Annotated in this window: 21 protein-coding genes; 16 read left to right on the top strand and 5 right to left on the bottom strand. The window is 69.4% G+C overall.

Annotated elements, in window-relative coordinates; all coding sequences use genetic code 11:
- The first annotated feature begins 110 nt into the window (after window positions 1-110).
- From V4Y04_RS07805 to dapD, 11 genes are all read left to right on the top strand, one after another.
- Window positions 111-1,004: a helix-turn-helix transcriptional regulator gene (locus tag V4Y04_RS07805; RefSeq protein ID WP_332426584.1), complete on the top strand. Its 894-nt coding sequence runs from the start codon at window positions 111-113 to the stop codon at window positions 1,002-1,004.
- Complete coding sequence (sufB, locus tag V4Y04_RS07800; RefSeq protein ID WP_332426582.1) at window positions 1,001-2,422, top strand: Fe-S cluster assembly protein SufB; 1,422 nt, start codon at window positions 1,001-1,003, stop codon at window positions 2,420-2,422. The genes V4Y04_RS07805 and sufB overlap by 4 nt, the downstream gene beginning before the upstream one ends.
- Before the next feature lie 111 nt (window positions 2,423-2,533).
- A complete protein-coding gene (gene sufD, locus V4Y04_RS07795; protein ID WP_332426581.1) occupies window positions 2,534-3,718 on the top strand; it encodes a Fe-S cluster assembly protein SufD in 1,185 nt (394 codons plus the stop codon).
- Window positions 3,715-4,032 (top strand): non-heme iron oxygenase ferredoxin subunit, encoded by a 318-nt coding sequence (locus V4Y04_RS07790; protein WP_332426580.1) that lies wholly within the window; start codon window positions 3,715-3,717, stop codon window positions 4,030-4,032. Before sufD ends, V4Y04_RS07790 begins: the two co-directional genes overlap by 4 nt.
- Window positions 4,033-4,039: 7 nt before the next feature.
- Window positions 4,040-4,804, top strand: a complete 765-nt coding sequence (gene sufC, locus V4Y04_RS07785) for a Fe-S cluster assembly ATPase SufC (RefSeq protein WP_332426579.1) — start codon at window positions 4,040-4,042, stop codon at window positions 4,802-4,804.
- Window positions 4,801-6,072 carry a cysteine desulfurase gene (locus V4Y04_RS07780; protein WP_332426578.1) on the top strand — a complete coding sequence of 424 codons (1,272 nt, stop codon included), beginning with the start codon at window positions 4,801-4,803 and terminating at the stop codon, window positions 6,070-6,072. Before sufC ends, V4Y04_RS07780 begins: the two co-directional genes overlap by 4 nt.
- 14 nt (window positions 6,073-6,086) lie before the next feature.
- Entirely contained in the window at window positions 6,087-6,551 is a 465-nt protein-coding gene (sufU, locus tag V4Y04_RS07775; protein WP_332426577.1) for a Fe-S cluster assembly sulfur transfer protein SufU, read from the top strand.
- Complete coding sequence (locus tag V4Y04_RS07770; protein WP_332426576.1) at window positions 6,548-6,880, top strand: metal-sulfur cluster assembly factor; 333 nt, start codon at window positions 6,548-6,550, stop codon at window positions 6,878-6,880. The genes sufU and V4Y04_RS07770 overlap by 4 nt, the downstream gene beginning before the upstream one ends.
- Before the next feature lie 167 nt (window positions 6,881-7,047).
- Window positions 7,048-7,368 (top strand): DMT family transporter, encoded by a 321-nt coding sequence (locus tag V4Y04_RS07765; protein ID WP_332426575.1) that lies wholly within the window; start codon window positions 7,048-7,050, stop codon window positions 7,366-7,368.
- Entirely contained in the window at window positions 7,368-7,943 is a 576-nt protein-coding gene (locus V4Y04_RS07760) for a TetR/AcrR family transcriptional regulator (RefSeq protein WP_332426574.1), read from the top strand. Before V4Y04_RS07765 ends, V4Y04_RS07760 begins: the two co-directional genes overlap by 1 nt.
- A 97-nt stretch (window positions 7,944-8,040) precedes the next feature.
- A complete protein-coding gene (dapD, locus tag V4Y04_RS07755) occupies window positions 8,041-9,030 on the top strand; it encodes a 2,3,4,5-tetrahydropyridine-2,6-dicarboxylate N-succinyltransferase (RefSeq protein WP_332426572.1) in 990 nt (329 codons plus the stop codon).
- Window positions 9,031-9,220: 190 nt separating this feature from the next.
- Here the strand turns inward: dapD and V4Y04_RS07750 are convergent, their stop codons facing one another.
- Entirely contained in the window at window positions 9,221-10,849 is a 1,629-nt protein-coding gene (locus V4Y04_RS07750) for a CocE/NonD family hydrolase (protein WP_332432749.1), read from the bottom strand.
- 176 nt (window positions 10,850-11,025) lie between these two features.
- Here V4Y04_RS07750 and V4Y04_RS07745 point away from each other — a divergent pair, with 176 nt between their 5' ends.
- Entirely contained in the window at window positions 11,026-11,742 is a 717-nt protein-coding gene (locus tag V4Y04_RS07745) for a TetR/AcrR family transcriptional regulator (RefSeq protein ID WP_332426571.1), read from the top strand.
- Between the two features lie 328 nt (window positions 11,743-12,070).
- Entirely contained in the window at window positions 12,071-12,355 is a 285-nt protein-coding gene (locus V4Y04_RS07740; RefSeq protein ID WP_332426570.1) for a putative quinol monooxygenase, read from the top strand.
- Window positions 12,356-12,548: 193 nt separating this feature from the next.
- Here V4Y04_RS07740 and V4Y04_RS07730 read toward each other — a convergent pair whose 3' ends face one another.
- Window positions 12,549-13,511 (bottom strand): RNA polymerase sigma-70 factor, encoded by a 963-nt coding sequence (locus V4Y04_RS07730; RefSeq protein WP_443079973.1) that lies wholly within the window; start codon window positions 13,509-13,511, stop codon window positions 12,549-12,551.
- Between the two features lie 137 nt (window positions 13,512-13,648).
- Here V4Y04_RS07730 and V4Y04_RS07725 point away from each other — a divergent pair, with 137 nt between their 5' ends.
- A complete protein-coding gene (locus V4Y04_RS07725) occupies window positions 13,649-14,134 on the top strand; it encodes a carboxymuconolactone decarboxylase family protein (RefSeq protein ID WP_332426568.1) in 486 nt (161 codons plus the stop codon).
- 816 nt (window positions 14,135-14,950) lie between these two features.
- On the opposite strand, the gene V4Y04_RS07720 is transcribed toward V4Y04_RS07725, so the two are convergent.
- The 3 genes from V4Y04_RS07720 to V4Y04_RS07710 form a co-directional block, all read right to left on the bottom strand.
- Entirely contained in the window at window positions 14,951-15,469 is a 519-nt protein-coding gene (locus tag V4Y04_RS07720; RefSeq protein WP_332426566.1) for a GNAT family N-acetyltransferase, read from the bottom strand.
- Window positions 15,466-16,722 carry an IS256 family transposase gene (locus V4Y04_RS07715; RefSeq protein WP_332426564.1) on the bottom strand — a complete coding sequence of 419 codons (1,257 nt, stop codon included), beginning with the start codon at window positions 16,720-16,722 and terminating at the stop codon, window positions 15,466-15,468. Before V4Y04_RS07715 ends, V4Y04_RS07720 begins: the two co-directional genes overlap by 4 nt.
- A 346-nt stretch (window positions 16,723-17,068) precedes the next feature.
- Entirely contained in the window at window positions 17,069-17,419 is a 351-nt protein-coding gene (locus V4Y04_RS07710) for a hypothetical protein (protein WP_332426563.1), read from the bottom strand.
- Between the two features lie 312 nt (window positions 17,420-17,731).
- On the opposite strand from V4Y04_RS07710, the gene V4Y04_RS07705 reads away from it, so the two are divergent.
- Both V4Y04_RS07705 and V4Y04_RS07700 read left to right on the top strand, forming a co-directional pair.
- On the top strand, window positions 17,732-17,974 hold the full coding sequence (locus V4Y04_RS07705) for a winged helix-turn-helix domain-containing protein (protein WP_332426562.1): 243 nt from the start codon (window positions 17,732-17,734) through the stop codon (window positions 17,972-17,974).
- A gap of 211 nt (window positions 17,975-18,185) precedes the next feature.
- A complete protein-coding gene (locus V4Y04_RS07700; RefSeq protein WP_332426561.1) occupies window positions 18,186-18,839 on the top strand; it encodes a M15 family metallopeptidase in 654 nt (217 codons plus the stop codon).
- Window positions 18,840-18,863: the final 24 nt, after the last annotated feature.

Genomic DNA, 18,863 nt, shown 5'->3' with positions numbered 1-18,863 from the left:
GCAGTGTCCCTGGAGCGGTCCGGGGATGCCACCGATTTGATCGATCAAGGATCGTTTCCGCAGGTCATCTTAGGTTTACCTAAGTGATGCAGCGCACCCTGGGGTGAATCATGCGCGACTTGCCCGGGCCGGATGAATTACGCAACAATGGTGTTGTGAAAAACGGTGCGCGATCGACAGAGCCTCCCCAGGGGGAACTCGCGACCGGTGAGCGGTCCACCCGCAACCGGGTCGTGCGCTCCGTCCTGGACCACGGCCCGTCGACCGTCTCCGAACTCGCCCAGCGGCTCGGCCTGACCCAGGCGGCCGTCCGCCGGCACCTCGACGTCCTGGCCGCCGACGGAATCGTGGAGGCGCGCGAACGGCGGGTCTACGGTGCACGCACCCGCGGACGCCCGGCCAAGGTCTTCGCCCTCACCGACTGCGGGCGGGACGCCTTCGACCAGTCGTACGACGAACTGGCCGTGGACGCCCTGCGGTGGATCGGCGAGCGGGAGGGCGACGACGCGATCGCCGCGTTCGCCCGCGCCCGGATCGCCGCCCAGGCCGGCTCGTACCGCGAGGCGGTGGCGGCGGCGGCCCCCGAGGAGCGCGCCCACGCCCTGGCCCGGGCGCTCACCGCGGACGGGTACGCTGCCACCGCGCGCAGCGCCCCCCACCCGCAGCAGGGCGAGCAGCTGTGCCAGCACCACTGCCCGGTCGCCCACGCCGCCGAGCGGTTTCCGCAGCTCTGCGAGGCGGAGACGGAATTCTTCGCCGAGCTGCTCGGTACGCATGTCCAGCGGCTGGCCACCATCGCCCACGGCGACGGTGTCTGCACCACCTTCATCCCGAAGTCCTCGACGGTTTCGAGGGCCGCGGGGGCCTCACCGCCCCCGAAGCCCCCGAAACCACCGGAGCCTTCGACACCCCAGAGAACGTCCGGGACGAAGTCCGAGAAGCCTTCGCCCCGCATCCACAACGCAATCGCATCCGCCAGCACGGCCGGGAGGAACCCCGCATGACGCTCCCCACGGAGACTGCCCACCCCGAACTCGAGGGTCTGGGCACGTACGAATTCGGCTGGGCCGACTCCGACACGGCAGGCGCCACGGCCAAGCGCGGTCTGAGCGAGGACGTCGTCCGCGACATCTCCGCGAAGAAGAACGAGCCGGAGTGGATGCTGAAGCTGCGGCTCAAGGGCCTGCGCCTGTTCGACAAGAAGCCCATGCCCAACTGGGGCTCGGACCTGTCGGGCATCGACTTCGACAACATCAAGTACTTCGTGCGCTCCACCGAGAAGCAGGCCGCCTCCTGGGAGGACCTGCCCGAGGACATCAAGAACACCTACGACCGGCTCGGCATCCCCGAGGCGGAGAAGCAGCGCCTGGTCGCCGGTGTCGCCGCGCAGTACGAGTCCGAGGTCGTCTACCACCAGATCCGCGAGGACCTGGAGGAGCAGGGCGTCATCTTCCTCGACACGGACACCGCGCTGAAGGAGCACCCGGAACTCTTCCAGGAGTACTTCGGCACCATCATCCCGGTCGGCGACAACAAGTTCGCGTCGCTGAACTCGGCCGTGTGGTCCGGCGGGTCGTTCATCTACGTCCCCAAGGGTGTCCACGTGGACATTCCGCTCCAGGCCTACTTCCGGATCAACACCGAGAACATGGGCCAGTTCGAGCGGACGCTGATCATCGTCGACGAGGACGCCTACGTCCACTACGTCGAGGGCTGCACCGCCCCGATCTACACCTCGGACTCGCTGCACAGCGCCGTCGTCGAGATCATCGTCAAGAAGGGCGGCCGCTGCCGCTACACGACCATCCAGAACTGGTCGAACAACGTCTACAACCTGGTCACCAAGCGTGCCGTGGCCTACGAGGGCGCGACCATGGAGTGGGTCGACGGCAACATCGGCTCCAAGGTGACGATGAAGTACCCGGCCGTCTACCTCATGGGCGAGCACGCCAAGGGCGAGACCCTGTCCATCGCCTTCGCCGGCGAGGGCCAGCACCAGGACGCCGGCGCCAAGATGGTCCACATGGCCCCGAACACCTCGTCGAACATCGTCTCCAAGTCGGTGGCGCGCGGCGGCGGCCGCACCTCCTACCGCGGTCTGATCGAGATCGGTGAGGGCGCCCCCGGCGCCAAGTCCAACGTGCTGTGCGACGCGCTGCTCGTGGACACCATCTCCCGCTCGGACACCTACCCCTACGTCGACGTCCGCGAGGACGACGTCTCCATGGGCCACGAGGCGACCGTCTCCAAGGTCTCCGAGGACCAGCTCTTCTACCTGATGAGCCGCGGTCTGTCCGAGTTCGAGGCGATGGCGATGATCGTCCGCGGCTTCGTCGAGCCGATCGCCAAGGAACTGCCGATGGAGTACGCGCTGGAGCTCAACCGGCTGATCGAGCTGCAGATGGAGGGCGCGGTCGGCTGACCCGCCGCCCCGCCCCCACCGGCCGGCCGACCCGACCCTGTCGGCCGGCCGACCCGACCCGCCCCGTCGGACAGCACACGTCCCCCTCAGAAAGAGAGCACTACGACAGCCATGGCTGAGGCCCAGAATCTCCCGGTGGGCTCCACCACCGCCGGCTCGATCGCGGTGGCCGCCGAGTCGACCGTCGCCACCCGTATGAGCGCGCCCCCGTCCTTCGACGTGGCGGACTTCCCGGTCCCGCACGGCCGCGAGGAGGAATGGCGGTTCACCCCGCTGGAGCGCCTGCGCGGTCTGCACGACGGCACCGCCGTCGCCACCGCCGAAGGCGTCAAGATCGCCGTCGAGGCGCCCGAGGGCGTCCGCGTCGAGGTGGTCGGCCGCGACGACGCCCGGCTCGGCCGGGCCGGCAAGCCGGTGGACCGCGTCGCCGCCCAGGCGTACAGCGCCTTCGAGCAGGCCTCGGTCGTGACCGTGCCGAAGGAGACCGTGCTCACCGAGCCGATCCGCATCGCGGTGCACGGCGAGGGCGGCACCGCCTACGGCCACCAGGTGATCGAGCTCGGTGCCTTCGCCGAGGCGGTCGTCGTCATCGACCACACCGGTGACGTGGTGCTCGCCGCCAACGTCGAGTACGTCCTCGGCGACGGCGCCAAGCTCACCGTCGTCTCCGTCCAGGACTGGGACGACAAGGCCGTGCACGTCGCCCAGCACAACGCCCTCGTCGGCCGCGACGCCTCCTTCAAGTCGGTCGTCGTCACCTTCGGCGGCGATCTGGTCCGGCTGCACCCCCGGGTGGCCTACGCGGGCACCGGCGGCGAGGCCGAGCTGTTCGGCCTGTACTTCACCGACGCCGGCCAGCACCAGGAGCACCGCCTCCTGGTCGACCACAACGTCCCGCACTGCAAGTCCAACGCCGTCTACAAGGGCGCGCTCCAGGGCGACGGCGCGCACGCCGTGTGGATCGGCGACGTGCTGATCCAGGCCAGGGCCGAGGGCACCGACACCTACGAGATGAACCGCAACCTCGTCCTCACCGACGGCGCCCGCGTCGACTCCGTGCCCAACCTGGAGATCGAGACCGGCGAGATCGTCGGCGCCGGCCACGCCTCCGCGACCGGCCGCTTCGACGACGAGCAGCTCTTCTACCTGATGGCCCGCGGCATCCCCGAGCAGGACGCCCGCCGCCTGGTGGTCCGCGGCTTCTTCGCCGAACTGGTCCAGCAGATCGGCGTCCCGGACATCGAGGAGCGCCTGATCGCCAAGATCGAGGAGGAGCTGGAGGCGTCGGTCGGATGACCTTCCAACGCGTCTGCGGGCTGAGCGAGCTGGAGGAGGACACCCCCAAGAGGGTGGAACTCGACGGCACGCCGGTCTCCCTCGTACACACCGGGGGCGAGGTGTTCGCGATCAACGACATCTGTTCGCACGCGAACGTCTCCCTCTCGGAGGGCGAGGTCGACGACTGCCACATCGAGTGCTGGCTGCACGGCTCGCGCTTCGACCTCCGCTCGGGCAAGCCCGACAGTCTTCCGGCCACGCGCCCCGTTCCCGTATACCCCGTAAAGATCGAAGGGGACGACGTGCTCGTCTCCCTCTCCCAGGAGTCCTGAGGCACCCATGGCAACGCTTGAAATCCGAGACCTGCACGTCACCGTCGAGGCCGACAACGCCACGAAGGAGATCCTCAAGGGCGTCGACCTCACCGTGAAGCAGGGCGAGACGCACGCCATCATGGGCCCCAACGGCTCCGGCAAGTCGACCCTCGCCTACGCCCTGGCCGGTCACCCCAAGTACACCGTGTCCGGCGGCACCGTCACCCTCGACGGCGAGGACGTCCTGGAGATGTCCGTCGACGAGCGCGCCCGCGCCGGCCTGTTCCTCGCCATGCAGTACCCGGTCGAGGTCCCCGGCGTCTCCGTCTCCAACTTCCTGCGCACCTCCGCCACCGCCATCCGCGGTGAGGCCCCCAAGCTGCGCCACTGGGTGAAGGAGGTCAAGGAGACCATGGAGCGCCTCCACATGGACCCCGCCTTCGCCGAGCGCAACGTCAACGAGGGCTTCTCCGGCGGTGAGAAGAAGCGCCACGAGATCCTCCAGCTGGAGCTGCTCAAGCCGAAGGTCGCCATCCTCGACGAGACCGACTCCGGCCTGGACGTCGACGCCCTGCGCGTCGTCTCCGAGGGCGTCAACCGCGTCCGCGAGTCCGGCGAGGTCGGCACCCTGCTGATCACGCACTACACGCGCATCCTGCGCTACATCAAGCCCGACTACGTCCACGTGTTCGCCGACGGGCGGATCGCCGAGTCCGGCGGCGCCGAGCTCGCGGACAAGCTGGAGAACGAGGGCTACGAGGCATACGCGAAGGGTGGGACATCAGCGTGACACAGCTGCCGGGCCTCCTCACCGAGCCCAGGCTCCTTGACGAGGCCATCCGAGGCGACTTCCCCATCCTGGACCGCGAGGTCCACGACGGCCGCAAGCTCGTCTACCTGGACAACGCGGCGACCAGCCAGAAGCCGCGTCAGGTACTGGACGCACTCAGTGAGTACTACGAGCGCTACAACGCCAACGTCCACCGCGGTGTGCATGTGCTCGCCGAGGAGGCCACGGCACTGTACGAGGGCGCGCGCGACAAGGTCGCGGAGTTCATCAACGCGCCCTCCCGCAACGAGGTGATCTTCACCAAGAACGCCTCGGAGTCGCTCAACCTCGTGGCGAACATGCTGGGCTGGGCCGACGAGCCCTACCGGGTGGACCACGAGACCGAGATCGTCATCACGGAGATGGAGCACCACTCCAACATCGTGCCGTGGCAGCTGCTCGCGCAGCGCACCGGCGCGAAGCTGAAGTGGTTCGGCCTCACCGACGACGGCCGCCTCGACCTGTCCAACATCGACGAGGTCATCACCGAGAAGACGAAGATCGTCTCCTTCGTGCTGGTGTCCAACATCCTGGGCACCATCAACCCGGTCGAGGCGATCGTGCGCCGCGCCCAGGAGGTCGGCGCACTGGTGTGCATCGACGCCTCCCAGGCCGCCCCGCACATGCCGGTGGACGTGCAGGCCCTCCAGGCCGACTTCGTGGCCTTCACCGGCCACAAGATGTGCGGCCCGACCGGCATCGGCGTCCTGTGGGGCCGCCAGGAACTGCTCGAGGACCTCCCGCCGTTCCTCGGCGGCGGCGAGATGATCGAGACGGTGTCGATGCACTCGTCGACCTACGCCCCCGCGCCCCACAAGTTCGAGGCGGGCACTCCGCCGGTCGCCCAGGCGGTCGGTCTCGGTGCCGCGATCGACTACCTGAGCGCGATCGGCATGGACAGGATCCTCGCCCATGAGCACGCGCTCACCGAGTACGCGGTCAAGCGGCTGACCGAGGTCCCGGACCTGCGCATCATCGGCCCCGACACGGCCGAGGACCGCGGCGCCGCGATCTCGTTCACGCTGGGCGACATCCACCCGCACGACGTGGGCCAGGTCCTCGACGAGCAGGGCATCGCGGTCCGGGTCGGCCACCACTGCGCGCGGCCGGTCTGCCTGCGGTACGGAATTCCCGCGACCACGCGAGCGTCGTTCTATCTGTACTCCACGCCGGCCGAGATCGATGCTCTGGTCGACGGACTGGAGCACGTACGGAACTTCTTCGGCTGAGGGGCTGGCTGCGCGTGAAGCTTGATTCGATGTACCAGGAAGTCATCCTGGACCACTACAAGAACCCGCACGGGCGGGGCTTGCGGGACGGCGATGCCGAGGTGCACCACGTCAACCCGACGTGCGGCGACGAGATCACACTGCGGGTGAAGTACGACGGCACGACGATCAGTGACGTCTCGTACGAGGGGCAGGGCTGCTCCATCAGCCAGGCCTCGGCCTCCGTGCTGAACGACCTGCTGGTCGGCAAGGACCTCGCCACGGCGCAGCGGATCCAGGAGGCCTTCCTGGAGCTCATGCAGTCCAAGGGCAAGGTCGAGCCGGACGACGCGATGGAGGAGATCCTGGAGGACGCGGTCGCGTTCGCCGGGGTGTCCAAGTACCCCGCCCGCGTCAAGTGCGCCCTCCTCAGCTGGATGGCGTGGAAGGACGCGACAGCCCAGGCCCTGGGCCCCGACGCCGAAAGGACAACGGTATGAGCGAGACCGTGGAGATGAAGCCGGCCTCGGAGGAAGAAGTCCGTGAGGCCCTGCTGGACGTCGTCGACCCCGAACTGGGCATCGACGTCGTCAACCTCGGCCTGATCTACGGCGTCCACGTCGACGACACCAACGTGGCGACCATCGACATGACCCTGACGTCCGCGGCCTGTCCGCTGACCGACGTCATCGAGGACCAGGCCAAGTCCGCCACGGACGGCCTGGTCAGCGAGCTGCGCATCAACTGGGTGTGGATGCCGCCGTGGGGCCCCGACAAGATCACCGACGACGGCCGCGACCAGCTGAGGGCACTCGGCTTCAACGTCTGAGACGCCGGTCCCGGGGTTGCCACATGGCCCCCGGCATCCGTGAATCCAGTGGATTCACGGATGCCGGGGGCCATGGTCGTGTCCGGGACCCGCGTCGTTATGCGCAGCCGTGTTGTGTAAAGCCGTGTTGTGTACAGCCGTACGCATCGCTGTGTACGCTCGTCCGCATGGGATATCTTCTGCTCGCCGGGGCCATCGCCGCGGAGGTGGGCGCCACCACCGCCATGAAGTACAGCGACGGCTTCAGCAAGCTCTGGCCCTCGCTGCTGACCCTGCTGGGCTACGTGGTCTCCTTCGGCCTGCTCGCCCAGACGCTGCGCACCCTCTCCATCGGCACCGCGTACGCCATCTGGGCCGGGGTGGGCACCGCCGCCATCGCCGCCATCGGCATCATGTTCATGGGGGAGGGGCTCACCGCGGCCAAGGCCACCGGCATCGCGCTGATCATCGTGGGCGTGGTCGTGCTCAACCTCGGCGGCGCGCACTGATGGCCCGCCGGTACGACCCCGAGCGGCGCCGGCGGATCATCGAAGCCGCGATCCGCGTCGTCGGCAGGAGCGGCATCGCGGGACTCAGCCACCGCAGCGTCGCCGCCGAGGCCGATGTGCCGCTCGGCTCCACGACGTACCACTTCAAGACCCTGGACGAGCTGCTGGTCGCCGCCCTGCGCCAGGCCAACGAGGGGTTCGCCAGGGCCGTCGCCTCGCACGGCGGCCTGGAGGACCCGCGCACCGACCTGGCGACCGAACTCGCCGGACTCCTCGGCGAGTGGCTGGGGCCCGCCGACGGCGAGCGCACCGGCGTCGAGCTGGAGTACGAGCTCTACCTGGCGGCCCTGCGCCGCCCCGCCCTGCGCCCCGTCGCCGCCGAGTGGTGCGAGGACGTCACCGAACTCCTGTCCCGCCGCACCGACCCGGTCACCGCCCGCGCCCTGGTCGCGCTGATGGACGGCATCTGCCTCCAGGCACTGCTGACCGGCACGCCGTACGACGAGGAGTACGCGCGGGAGATGCTGGGGCGGATCCTGCCCCGGGACGGAGAGGGCGTCGGCGCACCGCTGTGACCTGGGCCCGTCTCCGCTTCCGGAACGGCCCGCCCGGCACCTGAGACGGCGCGGTGCCGGTTCGCATCGACGGGCCGGAGCCGGTTAGGTTTCCCTCATGACCGACTCGACTGCTCAGAGCCCCACCGGCGCAGTGGCCGCCGGCCTCGCCACCCTCACCGCCGACGGAACCGTCCTCGACACCTGGTTCCCCGCCCCCGAACTCTCCGCCGCGCCCGGCCCGTCCGGCACCGAGCGGCTCTCCGCCGAGCAGGCCGCCGAACTCCTCGGCGCCGGCGCGACCGCGGCGATCGGACCGGACACGCGCCGGGGCGTCGAAGTGGTCGCGGTCCGCACGGTCATCTCCTCGCTCGACGAGAAGCCGACCGACGCGCACGACGTCTACCTCCGTCTCCACCTGCTCTCCCACCGTCTGGTCAAGCCGCACGGCCAGAACCTGGAGGGCATGTTCGGCTTCCTCGCGAACGTCGCCTGGACCTCGCTCGGCCCCGTCGCCGTCGACGACGTCGAGAAGGCGCGGCTCAACGCCCGCGCCGAGGGCCTGCACCTGGCCGTCACGTCCGTCGACAAGTTCCCCCGCATGACGGACTACGTCGTCCCCAAGGGCGTCCGCGTCGCCGACGCGGACCGGGTCCGCCTGGGCGCCCACCTCGCCGCGGGCACCACGGTCATGCACGCGGGCTTCGTCAACTTCAACGCGGGCACCCTGGGCACCTCCATGGTCGAGGGCCGCATCTCCGCGGGCGTCGTCGTCGGCGACGGCTCGGACATCGGCGGCGGCGCGTCCACCATGGGCACGCTCTCCGGCGGCGGCAGCGTGATCATCTCCATCGGCGAGCGCTGCCTGATCGGCGCCGAGGCGGGCGTCGGCATCCCGCTCGGCGACGAGTGCGTCGTCGAGGCCGGCCTCTACGTCACCGCCGGCACCCGCGTGACCATGCCCGACGGCGAGGTCGTCAAGGCCCGCGCACTGTCCGGCGCCTCGAACATCCTCTTCCGCCGCAACTCGATCAGCGGCGCGGTCGAGGCCCGCCCGAACAACGCGGTCTGGGGCGGCCTGAACGACGTACTGCACAGCCACAACTGACCATCGGCGGCCGTGACCCACGGCCGCCCGGCCGACCTGTTCCGACCTGCTGCCGAGCTGTCGGTGACGGTCGGCGTCGGTCATCTTCGAGCGCCCTCCCACGGCCCCGGAACGGCCCGGGAGGGCGCTCGCGCGTGAGCACCGAATCCGGCTCTTCCGGCCATTGAGCCGGGCCACCGGGTCCGGCGCGTCAGCCGTTCTCCGCAGGGCTGAGCCGGGAACCGTGGGCCCGCACCCCAAGCATCAGCGCCGAGTCCGCGTGGAGCGTGATGTGCACCGGGGTGAAGGTGGCGGCGTCCACCGGAGACTCCCCGTTGCCGGAACTGCTGGCATAGCGGGGATGGGCGCCCCCGCTGATCTGCCAGCGTATGCGGTGACCGACGGCGAAGCGGTGGGCGGCGGAACTCATCGGCACGGTGATCCGCGACGGCTCCCGCCCGGTCGTCCGCAGCCGGATCAGCCCGTCGCAGATGTTGACGGAACGGCCCTGCGCGTCCACGTCGCACAGGCGGGTGAAGACGTCGGCATGACCGGTGTCCGTTGAGATGCTCAACCGCGCGGAGACCGGCCCGAGGACGTCCAGGGGCGCGGTCAGCGGGGGGCCGGTGAATGTCAGCACGTCGTCCCGGGCCTCCAGGACGCCGTTGTCGCGAGGGCCGGCGGTACGGGAGAGCAGAGGGCCGCCCAGGGACGGGGTGGGGTCGCCCGGGTCGTAGTGGAAGGACGCAAGTGGCGTGGAGTCCGTGGGATCCTGCCGGGTGAGATGCCCCTGCGCGGTGGGAAACCACTGGCCGCCGACCGTGGCCGGAGGCCAGTCGTCGAGGTCCCGCCAGGTGTTTTCGCCGCCGATGTGCACGCGCACTGCGGTGGGACGCAGGCCGGAGGGGTCGGCGCACAGGTGGGCGCGCAGCCAGGCGAGGCTCTCGGCGAACACCTCGGGCCATCCCTGTTGCAGGGCGGAGGTGTGGGTCCAGGGTCCGACGAGCAGGGCGGCCTCGCAGCCGGCCCGACGCAGCCGGTCGTACTGCTCGAAGGTCTGGTCGGCCAGCACGTCGTGCCATCCGGTGATCAGACTCGTGGGCACGCTGAGCCGCTCCGCCACCTGGGCCAGCGACGCGCCGCGCCAGTACGTGTCCTCGGCGTCCGGGTGCGTCATGACGTCGTCCAGCCAGGGCACTTCGCCTCCGAGTGCCGGCACGTACGCCCCGCGCAGGGGCCGCGTGGTGGTGACATCACGCAGGTGGTGCCGCAGGCGCAGGGCCGCCCTCAGGAACGGTGCCATGCCCTGGTGCTGGTAAGTCATGCCCACCCCGACGGCGAGGGCGTTCTCCAGGCGCAGCGCACCGTGTGTGTGGAACAGGGCGTAGGGGTCGTGCAGGCCCACCTGCACCACCATGGCCTTCAGTTCCGGCGGCGGGTCCAGGGCAAGGGCCCATTGCACGTAGCCCAGGTAACTGGGGCCGACGGTCCCCAGTGTTCCGTTGAACCAGGGCTGGTCGCGCAGCCAGGACACCGTGGCCCGGCCGTCGGCGGCCTCGTTGCGCCACAGGTCGAACGCGCCTCCCGAACCGCCGGTTCCGCGACAGCTCTGCAGGACCACGTGAAAGCCCTGTTCGGCGAAGAGCAGGCCGTACATGGGGGACCACGGCAGGCCCCTGCCGTACGGCGAGCGCACCAGGAGCGTGGGGAAGTCGCCCTCGGCGCGCGGGAAGTAGTGGTCCGTGATCAGCGGGCTGCCGTCGGCGGCCGGCACCACCAGCCCCGGCTCCCACCCGACATCGTGCAGTTTCGCCGGGAGGTGTCGCCACGTCGCCCTCATCATCCGTGAAACCAGTGGAGGTTTCCCGGGAGACCGAGCCCAGGTCAACCTCGACACAGGACCGTGCGTGCGTTCTGTCATCGTCCCCTCCTCTATTCTCGTACGCTGTACGAGAATAGAGGATGTTTGACTGAGGCACGCAAAGGCGGCCGTGAGCAAGGAAGGGAGCGTGGAACATGCCCCATGACGGAGGGGCCGACGCTCCGGGCGTCGACCCTCAGCAGCTCTGGCTCAGCTCCGCCCAGCCCCGCAGGGGCCGCAAGCCGGCCTACAGTCGGGAAGCGATCACCGTGGTGGCCGTCGCCCTGGCGGACGCGGAGGGGCTCGGAGCGGTCACCATGCGAAAAGTCGCCGCACAGGTCGGAGCCGGCGTCATGTCGCTCTACAGCTACGCCCCCGACAAGGAGACGCTGCTGAACCTGATGGTCGACCACGTCAGCGGCGAACTGCCGGTCATGGACACGCTCACCGGCGACTGGCGCGCCGACCTGAAGGCCGTCGCCCACCTCCAGCGCGCCCTGATGCTGCGACACCCCTGGCTGCCCGCCGCCCTGTCCACCCACCGCGTCCCCGGACCCAACACCCTGGCCTTCATGGAACGCGCGCTCACCGCCCTGCGGCCCACCGGACTGGACGGTGCGGCGAAGCTGGAGATCTTCGCCCAACTCACGGCATTCGTGGCCGGGCACGCCGCTCACGAGATCGCGCAGGCCGCAGCCTCGCGGTCACCCGACCGAGCAGCGGCCGAGGCCCGCTACCTCGCCGCCGTCGCCGCGGACGGCCACCACCCGGAACTCGCCGAAGCCCTTTCCACCCCCGGACGCCCACTCGCCCCCGAAGCCACCTTCGCCCGGTTCCTCAACCGCCTGATCGACGGCCTCGCCACCGACTGACCCCGGCTGCCCGTCTCGACCGCGAGACTCGGAAGAAGAATGGCTCTCGCGGTGGCCTCGGTCCCGCTTGCGGTGGGCGCCAGGTACACGACCGGGCGGCAGATACGGGTGTTGGACCCCGAGACGCCGGAATGATGATCCGTATGACAGACCCTTGGAACCCGTCTCTTCGATCCGGTGTCTCGTGCCACGGTGATGTCCGCTCATCGTGGTGCGGGTGACCGATGAATCCGGTACGCGGCCGCGGTCTGTCCCCGCGGTGGCCATGCCGATAGGTGGTCACACCGCACATCACCGTCAGGCGAGTAGTCGATATGCGAGGAGTACCATGATCATCATTGCCGGAAAGTTGTGGGTGGACGCTGCTGACCGCAGCGCCTATCTGACCGGATGCTCGAGCATCGTCGAGCAGGCCCGGGCTGCCGTCGGATGCCTTGATTTCGCTCTGTCGGCCGACTCGATCGAGCCGGACCGGATCAACGTCTACGAGCGTTGGAAGACCGATGAGGATCTCGCACGCTTCCGTGGCGCGGGCCCGGAATCCGAACAGGTGGCTCAGATCCGCGACGCCGAGGTGGGCAAGTACCGGATCTTTGACGTCGAGGCCCCGTAGGCCATGCCCCCACCGGCACGGTCGGAACCGGACGAGGAGCGCGGCGGCGGTGACTGTCCCGACCGGAGGGCGTGTTCGGCTTCCTCACGAACGTCGCCCGGGCCTCGTTGGGCCCCGTCGTCGTCGCCGCCGTCGACGACATCGAGAAGACGCGGCCCAACGCCCGCGCCGAGGGCCCGCACCCGGCCCCGCCTCAGCGGCTCAGGGCCGTTTCCCGGCGCATGTGGGACAGCTTCTCCGGGTTGCGTACGGCGTAGAGGCCGGTGACGAGGCCGCCCTCGACGCGGACCGTCAGGACGGTGTCGAGTTCGCCGTCGACCCGGAGGAGCAGTGCTGGGCGGCCGTTGACCTGGGCGAACAGGAACGACGAACCGGCGGGGATCCTGCCCAGGCCCGCGGCCAGCAGGCGGGCCACCTTGTCCGCCCCGATGATGGGACGCAGGACGGCCTGTTTGACTCCGCCGCCGTCGCCCAGCAGGACGACATCCGGGGCGAGGATGTCGAGCAGGTTCTGGAGGTCTCCCGTCTCGACCGCCTGACGGAACGCGTCGAGCGCCTTTCGGGAGTCCGCCGACGACACGTGTTCGCGCGGTCGGCGCGCCGCCACATGGCCCCGTGCACGGTGTGCGATCTGGCGGACCGCGGCCGGGTTCCGGTCGACGGCCTCCGCGATCTCGTCGTACTCCAGGGCGAACACCTCGCGCAGCACGAACACCGCCCGTTCCGTCGGCGTGAGCGTCTCCAGCACCAGCATCATCGCGGTCGAGACACTGTCGGCCAGTTCGACGTCCTCGGCGACGTCGGGCGTGGTGAGCAGCGGCGCGGGCAGCCAGGAGCCCACATAGGACTCCTTGCGGCGGCCGAGCGTACGCAGCCGGTTCAGCGCCTGGCGCGTGGTGATCCGGACCAGGTACGCCCGCCGGTCCCGCACCGTGCCGAGATCGACCCCCGACCACCGCAGCCAGGTCTCCTGCAGTACGTCCTCCGCGTCGGCGGCCGAGCCCAGCATCTCGTAGGCGACCGTGAACAGGAGGTTGCGGTGGTCGACGAACGCCTCGGTGGCGGGACCCGTCCCCGCGCCGCCCTCCGGGCGCCCAGCCGTGTGCTCGCTTCGTTCGCTCTTCACCGGACGCTCCTTCGCTTCCGACTGCGTCATGCGCACAGGACACCGGTCCCCGCGATCCTGTGACACCCGACTGGCGTGGCCTGTGTCACCTGGCGGTGCTGTCACACGCAGCGGCCGGCCGGAGTCTCGTGTGCGTCCGATGCAACACCACGAGTGAGGACGAAGCCATGGAAGCCCGATTCGACCTGTTCGCCAACGAGATCGCGCTCAAGTTCGCCAAGCGGTTCGCGGGCGCGGGCCTGGTGATCCAGCAGTCGCCGCTGCCCCGGTTCACGCAGGAGTTGGTGTCGCTGCGCGCCAGCCAGATCAACGGCTGCGGTCACTGCGTCGACATGCACACCAAGGAGGCCGCGGCCGCCGGTGAGACCGCGGTCCGACTCCACCTGGTCGCCGCCTGGCGCGAGTCCACCGTGTTCACCGAGGCGGAGCAGGCCGCGCTGGCCCTCGCCGAGGAGGGCACCCGACTCGGCGACGCCCACCACGGTGTGTCCGACGAGACCTGGGCCCGGGTGCGCAAGCACTACGACGACGACCAGACCGCGGCGTTGGTCGCCCTGGTCGCCCTGATCAACGCGGCCAACCGGCTCGCCGTGATCGTGCACCAGAAGGGAGGCTCGTACGAGCCGGGCATGTTCGCCCACGCCCTCGACTGAGCGGAGGATGCCGAACGGAAGCGGTACGGGTCAGGCCGGGGCTCGTTCGATCCTGGCCGACCCGTACGGGGTTGTGGAGGTAGAGGATGCTGCTCATGGCTGGAGGCGCCGTCACCCTTGAGCCGATGGGCATGCAGGATCGGCCGGCACGAGGGCCGACACCGCCCGATCAACCGGGCGTGCCCGCTGGTTCGAGGGGTGGGGCGGTAGCCGCCGACAGGTGGGCTTCCCTGTCGTGGTCGTGGGCGATGGGTCGGGCCTCAGCCACCTTGTCGCACGTGCCGGACCCCGAGTCGCCGGGGTGGTGTCGCTCCGGGCGGTGCAAGGGATCCAAAGGGAGCGTCGCGGGTCGGGGCTGGTAGCGCCCGCTTGGCGGGCATGAGATCGAGCGACGGTGTATCGGGCCTGGTCGGGGTCGGTCAGCCGCTTGTGCGGGCGGCTTTCCCCGGCCGCCCGGTGGTATGCGGCCTCGACGTGTGCGATGCCGGAAAACGCGCCCACGTCTCGAGGATGACGCACCGCCCCAAAGGCGTGAGCACTTTGGTTGTCGCTGCCCTAATGCCGCTCATTTGAGCGCTCGCGTGACACCTGGCCGCCGACTGCTCACGCTTTTTAGCAAGGCGTCCGTCTCCGGCCCCGCAGCGTCGGGACCGCGGAGGTCTCCCCCTGCACCACCCGGTGGGACACCATCGACACCGGAAGGGCCTGCCCGCCAGGGCCCGGAGGCCTCCAGAGCCTTGCCCGGGCCCTGACAATCGGTCGCGATGACCCCGCTCGTGTACGGGAGTAATAGTCAAGATCTGTGGATCGTTGAAGTTATCGTCCGATGCTCCGGAGCCATCGGATCTCGCCGTGGTGCCGTTCGTCGGTGCGTGTGAGCCCGGCGGCAGCGGCGACGGCGGCGGACGCCCGATGTTCGGGGTGGATGTGGGCCATGACGGTGTGCACCGGCTGCCGGCCTAGCCAGGCGACGAGTCCTTGGGCTGCTTCGGTGGCGATGCCTCTTCGCTGCCATGGGGTGCCCACCACCCAGGCGATCTCGGCGACGGGGCCGTCGCCGGAGGGGCCGACCGTCGCCTGGACGGTGCCCGTCAGGCAGGACTCATCACGGAGCCGGATCACCCAGTTCAACCAGGAGACGGCCGGATCGGGAGAGCCCGCGGTCATGCGCTGGTAGCGCGAGCGCAGGGCTTGCGGGGTGTCCGGAGCGCCACCGGTGAAGGTGTGCAGGGCCGGGTCGGACAGCACTGCGGTCATCTCCTCGGCGTGCCCGACGTGCAGCGGTAGCAGGTCCAGCCGCCTGGTGCCGATGGCTTGAGCCGCGAGGGTGCTCACGCCGCGACCGCCTCGGGGCGTTCGACCAGCCGGCCGCGTTCGAAGCGGGCGCCGGCCCGGACGAGGGCGACGAGGTGGGGTGCGTTCACGGCCCGCCATCGCTGCTGGGCGGACTCGACGAGCTTGAACACCATGGCCAGGGCGGCGGTGCGGGAGCCGGCGCCGCGGGTGACCTTGGTCCGCAGCCGGACCGTGGCGAAGGTCGACTCAATCGGATTCGTGGTCCGCAGGTGGATCCAGTGCTCGGCCGGAAAGTCGTAGAACGCCAGCAATTGCTCCTGGTCGTCGGTGATCTTCTTGACCGCCTTGGGGAACTTCGCGCCGTAGAGCTGGGCGAACGTGGTGACCGCCGCCTCGGCATGGTCGCGGTCCTCGGCGTTGTAGATGTCCTGGATGGCCTTCTTCGCGCCGGGCTGCGCGGACTTCGGCAGGGAGTCCAGGACATTGGCCGTTTTGTGAACCCAGCACCTCTGCTCACGGGTGTCGGGGAACACCTCGGCCAGCGCCTTCCAGAAGCCCAGGGCACCGTCCCCGACCGCGAGCACCGGGGCGCGCATGCCCCGGCGGGCGCAGTCCCGCAGCAGGTCGGCCCACGACTCGCCGGATTCGCGGTAGCCGTCCTGGAGCGCGACCAGCTCCTTGGCGCCGTCGGCACGCACCCCGATGAGCACCAGGACGCAGGCTTTGGCCTCCTCCAGACGGACGTTGAGGTGGATGCCGTCGGCCCACACGTACACGTAGTCGACCTCCGCGAGGTCGCGGTCCATGAACGCGGCGTGGTCGGCCTGCCACTGCTGGGTCAGCCGGGTGACCGTCGCGGGAGAGAGCCCGGCGGAGGAACCAAGGAACTGCTCCAGGGCGGGCACGAAGTCGCCGGAGGACAGGCCATGCAGGTAGAGCAGCGGCAGCACCTCGCTGATCTTCGGCGACTTGCGGCACCACGGCGGCAGAATCGCGGAGGAGAACCGCTTGCGCTCGCCGGTGGCCTCGTCGACGCGCTTGTCGTTCACCCGCGGCGCCTTCACCTCGACCGCGCCGGCCGCGGTGGTGACCTGCCGGGGCTGGTGGTAGCCGTTGCGGACTACCAGGCGGTGCCCCTTGGCGTCGCGCTCATCGGCCAACTCGGCTATGTAGGCGTTGACTTCGGCCTCCAGCGCGGCGGCCAGCATCCGCCGTGCGCCTTCCCGGACGATCTCATCCAGCAGCGAGCTGCCGCTTGGCGTGCTGCCGTCCTCGTTGACTACCGTAAGCATGGGCGTGCCTTCCCGACCGACGCGGCAACGTCGGCCTTGCTCGATGACCTATCGATCGATCCATCGGGAAGGTACGCCTCCTTCCGTCAGGAGTGATCCACAGGTACTGAGCATTGCTCCTCGTACGGAACGGCCCGTCGGAACGGCGTAGCTCCCTTCGGCGGCGCGGGGCGGTCGTGGTGTTTGAGGCGGGAACTCTGCCGACGACCCGGGCCCCGGGTCGGAAAGTGGCCGGGGTGCAGCGCGCCGAAGGGCTGCGGGCCGATGGGCCGGTGGCCGGCTCTGGGTGTCGCCGGGCTCCCGCCGGAGGCATCCTCAGCGATGCCATGACCCTTGGACCTGGCGCTCACGTCGATCGCGACTGGAACGCCGAGCCCCGGTCACGCACCACCGGGTGCTGGACGCCCGGCAGGATCCGGAATGCAGGGCCGTCGTCTGCCATCAACCGTTCTCTTCTCAGTTCAGCGACATTCAGTGCGTCTGTGAGGCATTCAGTGGTGCGGCGGAGCATGAACCACGCCTCATCCGCTGTGAGTTGCGGGCCGTTCAGTATCGCTTTCACGAGTCCTAGCACAACGGTCGCCGACTCGATCAAGTCGTCCTCGATCGCGTCGCAGATGTCCGCGATGATTCCGCCCGGCTGGCAGAACCCGGTGCGTCCATCGGTGCTCGGCGGCATACGGCGAAGCTCGGTCATGCCGGCGCCCCCGGGGCATCGGCTTCGATCACGTTGACCGGACATGTCGCCTTGGAGGCAGGCAGCGGGCGGGGGCGACGCCCCGTACCGGCAGGGCCTGCGTCCGATGAGCACCATGGGACGGCAGGGACCACGCGAGAAGCGCGGCGATAAGGTTTCGCACGGCCGAAGCTCCATTTCTTCGGTCAGCCCCTGGAACGAGCCCTGGCCCGGCTCGCTCAGGGGCGCTTCTGATTCCAGCTCCATCATATCTGTAGTTATCCACGGTTATCCGCGGATGCGTGGAAAGCTGTGGTCACCCACGCTGGCGCCATGGAGCTTGACCGTACGCGCCCGCTGTGGCGGCAGATTGCAGCGGAGATCATCCGACGGATTCAGGGCGGTACCTATCCGCCGGGAAGTCGCGTGCCGTCCACGCTGGAGATCGCCCAAGAGTTCGGGGTCGTGAACGCGACGGCGGCGAAGGCCATGCGGCACGTGCGGGAAGAGGGCTGGACGCGCGGCGAGGTGGGGTTGGGGACGTTCGTCGTGGATCCACTGCCGGAGGGCAACTAGCTCTCTCTGTAGGTGTGTTGAGGCGTTGCGTGATGTCGTCGTGCGGGTGGTCACCTGGGGATCACCCGCCAGAGCTGGGTTGACGGACGACGGTCGTGTCGCCGTCCGGGGCGCGGCAGCCGAGACCGCCATGCGGCTACGGGCCGGTGACTTCCGGCCAAGTCGAGCAGGGTCGCCACCGTTGAGCGGGACGGGTGGCGATGATCAGTGCATGAACGAGATCGTGCTGATGTCGGATCCGAAGATCGCGGCGATCCCGGTGGCCGACTGCGGCGAACCACTCGTTGACGTCCGGCTCCAGGAATCCCTTGTCGTCGACTTTCGCAAGGCTGATCAATCAGGGGCGTTCGCGCATCTGCGAGAAGAGGTTCTGATCCGTCTTCTCGAGGCTCAGAAGCCGCTCCCGGACGGTGTGCGTCTGTTGTTCGTCGAGGGGTACAGGCCGCCCGCGCTGCAGCGCTTCTACTTCGAACGGTACGCCGACCACCTGCGAGCCGATCATCCGGGCTGGTCGCCGATACGGGTTCGTGAGGCCGCGAGCCGGTACGTGTCGCCACCGGAGATCGCGCCCCACAGCGCCGGCGCCGCGGTGGACCTCACGTTGATCTCCGCCACCGGGCGGGAACTCGACATGGGAACCCGGGTGAACGCCAGCCCGGAAGAGAGCGACGGAGCCTGTTACACGGACGCCGTCGGCGTCGGTTCCGAAGCGCGGGCCAACCGGAGTGTGCTCGGTGACGCACTGACCGCTGCAGGCCTGGTGAACTACCCAACCGAGTGGTGGCACTGGTCCTACGGCGACCGCTACTGGGCCTTCCAGACTGATGCCGGCAGCGCCAGGTACGGGCCGCTGGAACTCCGATGAGCGGAGGGTGGCGCCCGACCCACC

This window comes from Streptomyces sp. P9-A2 (genome assembly GCF_036634175.1).
Lineage (GTDB): Bacteria > Actinomycetota > Actinomycetes > Streptomycetales > Streptomycetaceae > Streptomyces > Streptomyces pratens.
Note: the sequence above shows the minus strand (reverse complement) of the source record. Positions and strands in the feature narration are given on the sequence as shown.